We start from the raw sequence: 12,750 nt of genomic DNA, 5'->3' as shown, positions 1-12,750 counted from the left end.
AAAACGATGCGACCGACACAAAGCGACAGAAAATACAGCAAAAAGGAATCTGATTTTTTAGTGGAAAATCAGTATTATAATCGCTTTTCTTGACTTTTTTGCTGCAGCGGCATAAAATATGAAAACGAAACTCAAATTGATATTAATAAGCTTTCAGGGATAGGGGGTCTGTGCGATGGCCGGGGGCTATAAGACATGGCAGCGAGCCGTGATATTGGAGCTGTTAAAAGCGCACATCGGCGAACATTTTACCGCTGATGAGATTGCAACGCTTTTACAGCGCTATGGCAGGCCGGTTGGCAAGGCAACGGTCTATCGTTGTCTTGAGCGATTGATTGCGCAGGGTTGCGTCAAAAAGTACCAGTTTGGCGAGGGCAAAAGTGCCTGCTTTGAATATCAGCCCGAGCCGCAGCCTCAGCATTACCACCTGAAATGTGCGTATTGCGGCGCGTTGACCCATCTGGAATGCAAATATCTGGACAAGCTGCCCGATCATGTTTATAAAGAGCATGGATTTGAGCTAGACGCAGCGCAAATCGTTTTGGTGGGCTGCTGCGCACAGTGTACTGATAAGCGTCGCGCACAGCAAAAGGAGAAAAAGAATGACTAGAAACCAAAAAGGGCGCAATCGCCACAAGGGGATGAATGAACCGTGCCGATGATAGAGTGTAAAAATTTAACCATGAGCTATGGTGCGCACATTGCTATTGAAAATCTTTCGTTTTCGGTCGAAGCTGGGGATTATATCTGCATCGTCGGAGAAAACGGCTCGGGCAAATCGACGCTGGTCAAAGCGCTTTTGGGGCTGCAACAACCGCGCTCGGGCGAAATAGTCATGAATGGCGTCACCCCGCGAGAGATCGGCTACCTGCCGCAGCAATCGATGGCACAACGCGACTTCCCCGCCTCGGTTTGGGAGGTGGTGCTTTCGGGCTGCCTCGGGGCAAGCGGTCACAGCCCATTTTATTCGGCGGCTGATAAGGCCCGTGCCGAAAAGGCGCTGACACAGCTAGGGGCGCTGGACTTAAAAAAACGTTCGTTTAGAGCGCTTTCGGGCGGACAGCACCAGCGTGTACTGTTGGCGCGGGCGCTTTGCGCCACCGATAAGCTGCTGCTGCTCGACGAGCCTGCGGCGGCGCTGGACCCATCGGCGGCGGCTGAGCTTTATGGCATTATCAATCATCTCAACAAACAGCATGGCGTTACAATCCTGATGGTGCTTCACGACCTGCAAGCGGCGCGCCGCGCGGGCAAAATTTTGCACATGGCCAACGGCTGCGCCTTTTTCGGCCCGGTTGAGGACTATTATAAAAGTGATGCGGCACGTCGCCTTCTGGGGGAAAAAGCAGATGCATAACAAGATACCCCGGGTATTTTTAGAGGCGGTGCAACCCCTGCGCAATTTTGGCGGGCTTTTAGTTTTTCTTTGCCCGAAATTTCTGGAGGAACAATTGAATGCTTAACCTTGTTATGACAATGTTTTCGTATGGATTTATGACGCGCGCAATAATGGTGGGCATTCTGGTTTCACTGTGCCTTGCGCTGCTGGGGGTCAGTCTAGTGCTCAAGCGCTATTCTATGATTGGAGACGGGCTTTCCCACGTTGGTTTTGGTGCGGTGGCGATCGCAATGGCATTGAATATCGCGCCGCTGGTGGTAGCGGTGCCGGTTGTGATGCTGTCGGCGTTTCTGTTGCTGCGCATCAGTGCCGAAGGGTCGATGCGCGGCGACGCGGCCATCGCGATGATTTCTTCTTCAGCGCTGGCGGTGGGCGTTATGGCGGCCTCGCTATCCTCCGGAATCAACGCCGATATCCACGGCTATCTTTTCGGCAGCGTGCTGGCCATGAGTAAGAGCGACGTTATATTTGCCGCTGTACTCTCGGCGGTGGTGTTGTCACTTTATGTTTTTTGCTACCACCGCATATTTGCTGTAACCTTTGATGAGGCGTTTGGCCGGGCAACCGGCGTACGGGTGGGCGCCTACAACACGCTGCTTGCGTTGCTCACCGCCGTGACGGTAGTGGTTGGCATGCGCATGATGGGCGCGCTGCTCATTTCTAGTCTTGTTATATTTCCGGCCCTTTCAGCCATGCGGCTGTTCTTCAGCTTTAAAGGGGTTGTCATCTGCGCGGCTGTTGTTTCGGTGTTCAGCTTTTGCACCGGCATCATGATCTCGTTTGTTTTTAACACGCCGGCCGGTGCAAGCGTCGTCATAACCAATCTCATGGTGTTCATCGTCTTTTCACTGCTTGGCATTGTCTTAAAACGCGGCAGATAGTCCGCTTTTTTGTTGCATATTCAACAAAAATAGGTTAATATAAGAAAAACAATTTGCTGCATGCATCGGGGGCTGATTTGCTTGACACTTAGAATAGTGTTTACACTTTTGCTTGGCACGCCAGGCGGATTAATATTTTAGATTTAAAATACCCACAGGCATGCTTGTGGGTGTTGTTTTTGCCAGAGCTTATCACCTTATTCCCACCTTTTTAGGGGCACGGCAACCGTCGGGCATCTTTGCATTTTTTAGACCCACGCAGGATAAACAGCTTTAGTCTGGGGAGAAGTACCAATGGGACTATTTAAAATCAAGCTGGATATTGAAAATAAGATTTTGATTCCATTTTTAATCATCAGCTTTTTGTTTACCGGAACCTTTGGCGGTATCTTGTTTTATAACGGTTATCGCGCACAGCTTGAAAAGGAATATCTCAACGCGCGTCTGCTGCTCGAAAGCGTGACAAGTGAGATTGAGCACTACGGAATTGCCTCGAGCCGCAAGTCGATTTTACGCACCTGCGCCGCCCGCGCCGACAAAGGCTTTTTCATTTATGACGAGAGCGGCGCGCCGCTGTTGGAGGGCAGTGACCGCTCTCAGATGCGTGAAGAATGGGTTTTACTCTCGCGCATGGACAATCGTTATAGTTGGACGCTGTGCTATATTCTGGACCGCGCCGACTTCTACGACGATTTGATCGAGAATCAGCGTTATATGATCATCGCCACAATTGCGCTGTTGATCATCACGGTGCAGGCCGGTATTTTCATCGCCTATAATATCTCCGACCCCATTCGGCGGCTAACCGAAGCATGCGAACGCATCAGCCGCGACCCTGGGTTGACGGTGGGGCAGCCCCTTGCCGCCGACTATCGTCAACGCCGCGACGAAATCGGGCGTTTGGCAATCTCTTTTGAAAGCATGCTGTCGGATATCCATCGTTATACCGGCGAAATTGTCCGAGTTAAAATCTTAAATGAGGCAATTGTCGAAAACCTGCCACTGGGCATCGTCGCCTACAACGCGCAGAGCGAACAGCTTTGTATCAACTCCAAGGCGGCCGCCATGCTCTCGGCGGAAGGGCTTTGCTGTGACGGTGAGCCGCTGTTGGAAACGCTGCGTCGGCTAATTGCTAGCAGTCGGCCCGTGATGGACCCTGTCCGCGCACAAGACCCGAGCGGCCGGTCTTACGACCTTGAAATCGGCATCTGGCGGCTGACCGATGCCAACGGCTTTGTCTGGGGTGCGTTGTGCACGCTCGACGACATTACTTATAAAAAGATGATGGAAGAAAAATTCAGCGAAAGCGAAAAACTGGCTCACACCGGCAAGATTGCGGCCGACCTTGCGCATGAGATACGCAACCCGCTGGCAGGGGTACGCGCCGGTATTCAGGTAATATCAAAGCGGCTTGAGGGCGAAAATGAACGCGCTATCTGCTCCGGTATGGTCGGCGAAGTGGATCGTATCAACCTTTTGATTGAGAATCTCTTAAACCTCGCCCGCGAGCGCGCCAGTCATAAGACGCTGTTTCCAGTGGGTAAGCTCTTTGACGAAATTGCGCTGCTTTACACCAAGGTGGCCGAAAACAGCCGCATTGCGTTGCGCTTTTTTGCCGAATCCGATCTGATGCTTTACGCCGATGAGGGGCAGATTAAACAGGTGTTAATCAACCTGATCAACAACAGCTTTCGCGCTGTTGGCGACGGTGGCGACGTCACCGTTTCGGCCCGTCGCCTAGAAAGTGGCGTGGTGCTCACCGTCGTAGATAACGGCGAGGGCATGACCGAGCAGGCGCTTAAAAGCGTTCTATCCTCCGGGCGTGTGAACGCAGCCCAAGGGCGCGGCCTCGGTCTTTCAATCGTGCGACGGCTGCTGCGACAAAACGGCGGTAGCTTTGATATCCAAAGCGCACGGGGCGAAGGCACCACCATCACCATCACTTTTGAAATGCAGGAGGCGGCAGGATGAATAAAACCGTTATCTATCTGATCTACTTTTGCATTTACTCCGCTATTTTGCTGGCGATCGGCAAAAACAGCTTTAGAAAAGGCAACACCAAGGAACAATTCTATTTAGGCGGGCGCGAGCTGAGCCTCAGCCGCTGTGTGCTCACCTTTTGCGGCACATGGGTATCGGCCGCCACCATCCTTGGCTTTACGGGCAGCGTGTTTGAGAGCGGCTACGCAGCGCTGATCTACTCGGTCATTCCGTGGTTTGTAGGCGCGGTACTGCTGGCGCTCATCAGCGACAGATTGTATGAAAACGATATTCTCACCATCCCCGAGTTTTTCCGCAAGCGATTTGGCTCAAAGGCATTACAGGTGATTTTTGCAGTCATTATGATCGGCGTTTATGTTTTTTATCTGGTCATTCAGATACGTGGCTTTGGGCTTGTGGCAGCCACGCTGTTTAACATTCCATACGTCTTTGCAATATTGTTAATTTATCTGTTTATTCTTTACTCCACCTTTGGCGGCTATCACACCGTGGCTAAAACCGACGCCTTCAATCTCATTGCGCTGTCACTGGGGTTGGTCATGGTGTTTGTTGTTATTGTTACGCGGGCGGGGGGTATTGCGGTCATCCACGAAAAAGCAGCTCAAATCAGCGGATATGCCTATTCTGCCATGCCCTATCCCACTGATAAGGGCGCGCTGCTGCACCTGTTCGGTAAAGGCAAATTTGCACCACTGATGAGCGCGACGATGTTTTTCGGCTGGGGGCTGGGGCTGGCCGCAAACCCTCAGTACACCATACGCATGATTTCGGCCAAGGATAAGAAGACGGCAAAAAGAACGGTGCTGTGCTCGATGATGTATCTTGCGCTGCTTTATTTTGCGTTGCTGCAAATCGGTTTGGGTATGCGGGTCATGTTTCCCACTATCGATACAGTGCAGGAAACTGACGGCATTTTTGTGCATGTAATCAACAACCTCATCTATGGACCCTGGAGCGGATTCTTCCTGTTCAGCATCATCGGGGCCTGCATTTCCACCGCCAATTCGGAGCTGCTTTTGATCGCATCCTCTTTCAGCTACGATATTGTCAGCACACTGCGCAAAAAACCACTGGGCGAGTCGGCACTGCTCACGCTTTCCCGCGCGAGCATTTTTGTCGGGGGTACAGTATCACTGCTGCTCTCCATTCATCCACCTGCCAGTCTTTTGACCTACGGCGGCGATTTGTGGGGTATATTCGGTGTCACCATGTTCCCGACGCTCTACGGCTCGCTGCTTTACCGCCGCACCACGCGGCAGGGCGTCTGGGCGGGTTTGAGCTCGGGTTTGTTATGTCTGGCGCTGTTTTATCCACCGTACCTCGCAGGCGGTTTCGCATTTCATCCAGCCTTTCCGGGCACGGTGGTGGCGACTTTAAGCTTCTTGACGGTTTCGCACCTGACCTATGATAGAAACCGCCCGCAGCCTAACATGCAGGAGGACGCATAATGAACTATAAAATTCTAATTATCGATGACGAATATCTTATTCGCTTGTCGCTACGCGAGGGGTTAAGCGATCTCGGGCATCAGGTTGAGACCGCAGACAGCATCGAGAGCGGACTGCTGCTTGTAGAGCGCTTTGCACCGCATTTTGTTTTGTTAGATAACCGTCTTGGCACTCAGCAGGGCATTGATTATATTGAGGCAATCAAAAAAATTGACGACGATATTCAGCTCGTGTTGATGACCGCTTACGGTTCGGTCTCACAGGCGGTGGAGGCGGTCAAACGCGGGGCGTATGATTATATTCTTAAGCCTTTTGATCTCGATGCCCTTGAGTTGATGATTAACCGCAGCATGGATCAGCTCAAGACCAAGCGAAACCTCGACCTGATTTCCACCCCCAAGCACGCATTGGTGGGTGAAAGCCCCGCTATACAGAACATCCGCCGCCAGATCGGCGTGGTGGCGCATAGCGACCAGGTCGATGTCCTCATCCGCGGCGAAACCGGCACCGGCAAAGAGGTAGTGGCCAACCTCATTCACCATAACAGCGAGCGCCGGCAGCTTGCCATGGTCAAAATCAACTGCGGTGCCATTCCGGATAATCTTTTGGAAAGCGAACTGTTCGGCTATGAGCGCGGTGCGTTCACAGGCGCTGCTAAAACCAAAAAAGGTCTGTTGGAGCTTGCCGACGGCGGCACCGTGTTTTTGGACGAAATTGGCGAGCTACCGCTAGCCATGCAATCCAAGCTGTTGACTTTTTTAGAGGATCGTCGCTTTAAGCGTGTCGGCGGCCTCAACGACATTGAAGTTAACGTCCGGGTAATCACTGCCACCAACCGCGACCTGTTACAAGCCATCGGGCGCAAAGAATTTCGAGAGGATTTATTCTATCGCTTAAACGTGATGCAGATTACCATTCCGCCATTGCGCGAGCGTCCCGAAGATATTCTGCCGTTGTGCAATTATTTTCTCCAACGCTTTAATCGCAAATTCAAAAAAAATATTCGGGGAATAGACCCCAACTTTGCAAGAGAGTTGGCAGAGTACTGTTGGAAGGGCAATGTACGTGAGTTGCGAAATGTCTTGGAGCGCTGTGCACTTTTTTGTGAAGGCGACGTTCTGCACAGGGCAATCTTTCTTGAAGAACCGGCTTCTTTGCAACGGCCCTCCACAGATTTGAATCGAATGGTCGAAGTGAACACACCAGATTTTGGCGAAGAGGGCATCAACCTCCCCAAGCTTTTGGAACGAATTGAGCGCGATTGTATCGACAGGGCACTTAAAATCAGCGGCAACAATTATTCAAAGGCCGCGGAACTTTTGGGCATTACGCGGTTCACTCTGCGACGAAAACTAGAACAGTAGTAAAAATTTGATGGATCAGATCTTTAATTGCAAAAATATCACCAAATATGTGACCTTTTCAGTGCTGTTTTTTCAAATAATATATTGCCAAATTGTAAACATAGTGCTAAAATCATAATATAATTTACCTTAAAATGGTAGAATCAGCAAAGCACAGTAGAGTTTATAAACTTGGAGGGTATTAAATGAAGAAAGTAATTAGTGCTATTCTTGTCATGACAATGTTAGTTAGCCTAGCGACCGTCTCGTTTGCAAAGCCGGCAACCGGCTTTTCTACTGACGGTATCCAAGGACCAAGGATCTACGTGGGAGAAAACGACTATGTCTGCAGACCGAAGGGCTGTGCGCCGCTTGAGGGTGACTACTTTGTTATTGACCGCGATGGAGCCGAATATGGTTCAACTGTTTTTCTTGAATTGACGCACGCCAAAGATGATTGGGAGAATTTTTCTTTGGACATGATTCGGAACATGAAGGTTAAGGCCGAGTGGGAAGAAGGCGGCGATCTCGTAGAAGCGGTTAGCGTTGAAATTGTCAGGTCTCTGTCCTGGAGTCTAGAAGACAGTACGTTTGAAGCATATTTCCCCGCACTAGTCATCAAGCTGAAAGAAAGTACAGCGACGACCGACGCCGACCTTATCGGTACTGTGACGCTGAACAAAAAGAAGGGCGATCAGCCTTACCACATCAAGGACGCCGAGATTGAGGTGCAGTTTTCAATCTGTCACTACAATAACTATTTGCGTTATGAAGAGCTGTTGATTGATCATGACCAAGAGATTATTTATCCGGGAGAGCCCCATTTGCTGAAATTTGACTATGACGATGAGGTAGAGCTTTCCTTTGGCAGCGAATCTAATGAAGGTACCTTCACCGTAGATGTATCGGGCCAAGGTAAAGTGCTAATGCTGTTTGACACCATGCCGAACGCCGCTGTTGAAGCAGCCAACCCCAACGCTAATATGCTCTTCATCGGCTTTAATCATGTAAAATTCAATCGTACCGGTGAGTTTTTCTATGAGACCGAGACGGGTAAATATATTTATGAACTTGTCGACGGCATGCCGGTAGAAATTGCGGGCGCCGAATATGACGAAGCTGATGAAGGCTTCCGATTCCATACGCGTGTGCTGGGCAATTATGTTATTTCAGATATTCCACTGGTTGCACCCGACCCCAAGGCTGCAAAGGCCGCCGAGCCCGACGACGAAACTCGCTTTAACGCTGTAACGATTTCACGGCGGCTGATAAACTGAGCAAAGAGCTGCTGTATCTTATAAGATACAGCAGCTCTTTGGGTTTTGCCCTAAGTGAATATCGCCTGTTATTTGACTATTCTACTAAAAGTTGATATCTTTGTGCAAAGCAAGCTTTTGTGTCAGCTTTTTGAAAGTTAAGTCTGGGTGTTATTCAAAACGTGCGATTTCGCACATATCACCTGTGCGCAGGCGCACACCGCACACCCAGCGAAAATGCAGCTTGTACAAATATTCCATATAACTCTTGTGAAAGATGCGGTTAAAATCCTGCGAAAATCGCTATAATCCGACCGTGAATTAGTTGGCATTAAAATTGCAATTATATATTAATAACACAAAATTTTAAGGAGGAAGTTTTATGTATAAGGTAGATCTGAACAGCGACCTTGGCGAAAGCTTTGGCGCCTATACCATCGGTATGGATTCCGAGATTCTTAAATATGTCTCTTCAGCCAACGTGGCGTGCGGCTGGCACGCCGGCGACGCCGTCGTAATGGAACAGACGGTTGCCAATGCCGCAGCAGCTGGCACCGCAGTGGGTGCGCATCCTGGATTCCCGGACTTGATGGGCTTTGGCCGCCGGAACATGGTGGTGACCCCCGCCGAAGCAAAAGCCTATATCAAATATCAGCTTGGCGCACTCTTGGCGTTTACAAAAGCCAAGGGCATTCCATTGCAGCATGTCAAGCCCCACGGCGCGCTTTATAACATGGCCGCGGTGGACGAGGCGCTCGCAGAAGCCATTTGCCAGGGTGTCTACGAGGTGGACCCCAACATTATTTTGCTCGGATTGGCCAACAGCAAGATGATTTCAGCAGCCGAAAAGATTGGGCTTCGTGCCGCTTCCGAGGTGTTTGCCGACCGCGCCTATAACGACGATGGCACGCTCGTATCAAGAAAGCTGCCCGGCGCTGTCATCCACGACAAGGAAGTCGCCATCGCCAGAACGGTGCAGATGGTGACCAAGGGCACAGTGGAAACAGTGACCGGCAAGGTCATCAGCATCAAGGCTGACTCCATCTGCGTTCATGGCGACAACCCCAGCGCACTGGAGTTTGTTAAAAACATTCGCGAGACGCTAGAAAATAGCGGCGTGACCATTTGCAACTTAACGCAGCTTTAAACTGAGCCGCAAAGCTTGCCGAAAAAGCATAATACATGTCACGGCAGGTTAAACCATAAGGTAACCGTTGGTTGAATCAAAGCACAGCACCGTCGGGTATCAAAACAAAAAACCTGATCGTATGCGCATAGATTCAGTCGCGGTTTAAGACCGACATGTTGAACAGGAGGAAAAAATGTTATGAGCAACAAAGAAAACCGTAGCGCAACTTCCCCCGCAAAGCCTGACAAAAAGAATGCCGCTGTCCTAATAGGTGCTGCCTTTTTGATGGCAACTTCCGCTATCGGGCCTGGATTTCTGACCCAGACAACTATGTTTACTTCACAGTACATGGCGTCGTTTTCCACCGTCATTCTTTGCACCATCATTTTAGATATCACCACACAGGTCAATGTCTGGCGCGTTATCGGCGTTTCTGGCATGCGTGGTCAAGACGTTGCCAATAAGGTGTTACCGGGCCTGGGCTACTTTATCGCGTTTCTTGTGGCGCTGGGCGGCTTGGCCTTTAATATCGGTAACGTCGGCGGTGTTTCGCTAGGCCTCAACGCAATGCTTGGTATCCCGACAAAGGTGGGCGCCGTTATTGGCGGCATAATTGCTATTACAATTTTCCTTTCCAAAGATGCCAAAAAGGGCATGGATACTGTAACAAAAGTACTCGGCGCAATTATTCTGCTGACCATTTTAGTTGTAGCTGTCAGCTCAAAGCCCCCTGTTGGTGAAGTAGCAGCTAAGGTTTTTGCCCCAGATGATCCTATAGCGTTGTTCTTCCCAATGATTACGCTGCTTGGCGGTTCCTGCGGCGGCTACATCACTTTCTCAGGTGCGCACAGATTGCTTGACGCTGGTATTTCCGGCAAAGAAAACCTTGACCAGATCCAGCGCTCGGTCACGACCGGTATCGCTGTTTCGGGCACCGTTCGTGTGCTGCTGTTCCTCGCCGTGCTCGGTGTTTGTACTGCTGGCGGCGCCGAGGCCGTCGGTGCGATTGGGGCCGCCTCGAACCCTGCAGCCGAAGCTTTCCGCCTTGCTGCCGGAGAAATTGGCTATCGCCTCTTCGGTGTAGCGCTGTTCGCGGCGGGTACCACTTCGGTTATCGGCGCAGCTTTCACCTCGGTTTCTTTCCTCAAAACCCTGCACCCCTTTGTTGCTAAAAATGAGAAATGGTTTATTGTTGGATTCATCGCGTTTTCCACCCTCATCATGGCCATCCTCGGCGGCGCCAAGACACTGCTGGTGGCAGCCGGTTCGCTCAATGGCCTGATCCTGCCGGTAACGCTCGGCACAATGCTGCTGGCCTCGCGCAATAAGGCAATTGTCGGCGAGGACTATAAGCATCCAACCTGGCTGATTGTCTCGGGTGCTCTCGTCGTGTTACTCACCGGTTACGTTGGTATCAAAGCACTGCCTAGACTTTTAACCATCTTCGGATAAAGCACTACTGCGGGTGCGCTGCCGGCTGATAACGGTGGCGCGCCCGTCAAAAACAGGAACAAGGAGGCTTTAAGCTGATGCAGGATGTTCGTTTTTTAATGACCGGCGACACCTCTATTCTGGTGGAGTTCGGCAATGAAATTAGCACTGAAATCAACGCGCGCATCCGCGCCTTTAATATCGCGCTGGAGAAAAAGGGCGTACCCGGCATTGTCGAAACGGTGCCAACCTACCGCTCGCTGACCGTACATTATCGTCCGGAGGTTATCCGTTACGAAAAATTGCGAGAAACGCTGCAGGGATTGCTCGGCAGCTTGGACGAGGTGGAAATCCCTCCCGCCTCGGTTGTGGAACTCCCCGTGTTATATGGCGGCGAGATGGGACCGGACCTCGGCTTTGTAGCCGAGCACAACAACAAAACAGTTGAGGAAGTTATTAAAATTCACAGCGCGCCGGAATACCTGATCTATATGCTGGGGTTCACCCCTGGCTTTCCGTATATGGGTGGCATGAGCGCTGAAATTGCCACGCCGCGTCTGACCAGCCCCCGCGTTAAAATTCCGGGTGGCTCGGTGGGCATCGCGGGCAGTCAGACCGGTGTTTATCCGATCGACTCGCCCGGCGGTTGGCAGCTCATCGGCAGGACGCCGTTAAAGCTTTACGATGCACAGCGTGAGACGCCAATACTCTTGCAGGCAGGGCAATACGTCAAATATCGCCCAGTGGACCAGGCCGAATTCGACGACATCGCAGCACAAGTTGCCGCAGGCAGTTATGTCGTCAAAACATACAGCAAGGAGGGTTAATTATGGGCATGACGATTCTCAGCGGCGGTTTTCTGACCACCGTGCAGGACGCAGGGCGCGTTGGTTATCAGCAGTATGGCGTGCCCGTATCAGGCGTTATGGATCCCCGTTCCTTTGCAATTGCCAATATTCTTGTGGGGAACGAAAAGGACGAAGCGGCGCTTGAAATTACCATGATGGGCCCCGCTGTCACCTTTGACGAGGCCAATGTCATCGCAGTGACGGGCGGCAATCTTTCGCCTGCGCTCAACGGCTCGCCAATGCCGATGTACCGTGCAGTTGCGGTCAAGCCGGGCGATAAGCTGACGTTTGGCATGCAGGTTTCGGGCTGCCGGGCTTATCTGGCTGTGGCGGGTGGTTTTGACATTGCACCAGTCATGGGCAGCCGTTCAACCTACCTCAAGGCACAGATCGGCGGTGTGGAGGGCCGAAAACTAGGCAAGGAGGATCGCCTAGCTTTCAGAGCGCCTAAAACCGACCTGCCTAATCTGACACAGGGGCGCTTTGTTCCACCGGAGGATTTCACCGCTACGCACAAGACGTTGCGGGTAGTCATGGGCCCACAGGATGACGCCTTCACCGAAAAGGGCATCAAGACCTTTTTGAGCACCACCTATTCGGTAACCAACCAGTTTGACCGCATGGGCTGCCGCCTGGAGGGCGAGGTTGTTGAGCACATCAAGGGTGGAGACATCATCTCCGACGGCATTTCGATGGGCGCTGTGCAGATTCCCAGCGCGGGCCAGCCGATCATTATGTTGGCTGACCGCCAAACCACCGGCGGCTATACGAAAATCGCCAACGTCATCACGGCGGATTTCCCATTAATTGCGCAGTGCAAATTCGGCGACACGGTGCGCTTCAAAGCGGTGACCGTCACCGAGGCACAGGACATTTACCTCTCGAACCTCCGGCGCCTTGAGGCGATACGCACCGATCTCGATCTGGTGCGGGCGACGCCCGGCCCGTGGGAGTTTACTGTGAACGTCAACGGAACCGACTACCGGTGCCGTGTAAAACCGCGCTAAAAAACTG

Annotated in this window: 11 protein-coding genes; all 11 read left to right on the top strand. The window is 51.5% G+C overall.

Annotated features, from left to right (window positions below; genetic code table 11):
• The first annotated feature begins 175 nt into the window (after nucleotides 1-175).
• The 11 genes from RBH76_11210 (at nucleotide 176) to RBH76_11160 (ending at nucleotide 12,743) form a co-directional block, all read left to right on the top strand.
• Nucleotides 176-610 carry a transcriptional repressor gene (locus RBH76_11210; protein WMJ83290.1) on the top strand — a complete coding sequence of 145 codons (435 nt, stop codon included), beginning with the start codon at nucleotides 176-178 and terminating at the stop codon, nucleotides 608-610.
• A 48-nt stretch (nucleotides 611-658) separates the two neighbouring features.
• Nucleotides 659-1,357 carry a metal ABC transporter ATP-binding protein gene (locus tag RBH76_11205; protein WMJ85227.1) on the top strand — a complete coding sequence of 233 codons (699 nt, stop codon included), beginning with the start codon at nucleotides 659-661 and terminating at the stop codon, nucleotides 1,355-1,357.
• Nucleotides 1,358-1,455: 98 nt separating this feature from the next.
• Nucleotides 1,456-2,280: a metal ABC transporter permease gene (locus RBH76_11200; protein ID WMJ83289.1), complete on the top strand. Its 825-nt coding sequence runs from the start codon at nucleotides 1,456-1,458 to the stop codon at nucleotides 2,278-2,280.
• Nucleotides 2,281-2,574: 294 nt separating this feature from the next.
• Entirely contained in the window at nucleotides 2,575-4,251 is a 1,677-nt protein-coding gene (locus tag RBH76_11195; GenBank protein ID WMJ83288.1) for an ATP-binding protein, read from the top strand.
• Nucleotides 4,248-5,729, top strand: coding sequence for a sodium:solute symporter family protein (locus RBH76_11190; GenBank protein WMJ83287.1), 1,482 nt, complete (start codon nucleotides 4,248-4,250; stop codon nucleotides 5,727-5,729). The genes RBH76_11195 and RBH76_11190 overlap by 4 nt, the downstream gene beginning before the upstream one ends.
• Nucleotides 5,729-7,093 (top strand): sigma-54 dependent transcriptional regulator, encoded by a 1,365-nt coding sequence (locus RBH76_11185; GenBank protein ID WMJ83286.1) that lies wholly within the window; start codon nucleotides 5,729-5,731, stop codon nucleotides 7,091-7,093. Before RBH76_11190 ends, RBH76_11185 begins: the two co-directional genes overlap by 1 nt.
• 185 nt (nucleotides 7,094-7,278) lie before the next feature.
• Complete coding sequence (locus tag RBH76_11180; protein WMJ83285.1) at nucleotides 7,279-8,349, top strand: hypothetical protein; 1,071 nt, start codon at nucleotides 7,279-7,281, stop codon at nucleotides 8,347-8,349.
• A gap of 361 nt (nucleotides 8,350-8,710) precedes the next feature.
• A complete protein-coding gene (locus RBH76_11175) occupies nucleotides 8,711-9,475 on the top strand; it encodes a 5-oxoprolinase subunit PxpA (protein WMJ83284.1) in 765 nt (254 codons plus the stop codon).
• A gap of 180 nt (nucleotides 9,476-9,655) precedes the next feature.
• Nucleotides 9,656-10,909: a divalent metal cation transporter gene (locus RBH76_11170; protein WMJ83283.1), complete on the top strand. Its 1,254-nt coding sequence runs from the start codon at nucleotides 9,656-9,658 to the stop codon at nucleotides 10,907-10,909.
• Between the two features lie 77 nt (nucleotides 10,910-10,986).
• A complete protein-coding gene (gene pxpB, locus RBH76_11165) occupies nucleotides 10,987-11,715 on the top strand; it encodes a 5-oxoprolinase subunit PxpB (protein ID WMJ83282.1) in 729 nt (242 codons plus the stop codon).
• Nucleotides 11,716-11,717: 2 nt separating this feature from the next.
• Entirely contained in the window at nucleotides 11,718-12,743 is a 1,026-nt protein-coding gene (locus RBH76_11160) for a biotin-dependent carboxyltransferase family protein (protein WMJ83281.1), read from the top strand.
• The last annotated feature ends 7 nt before the right edge of the window (nucleotides 12,744-12,750 follow it).

Source organism: Oscillospiraceae bacterium MB24-C1 (assembly GCA_030913685.1).
Lineage (GTDB): Bacteria > Bacillota > Clostridia > Oscillospirales > Ruminococcaceae > Yanshouia.
The sequence above is the reverse complement of the archived record's forward strand: the minus strand, read 5'-3'. Positions and strand labels throughout refer to the sequence as shown.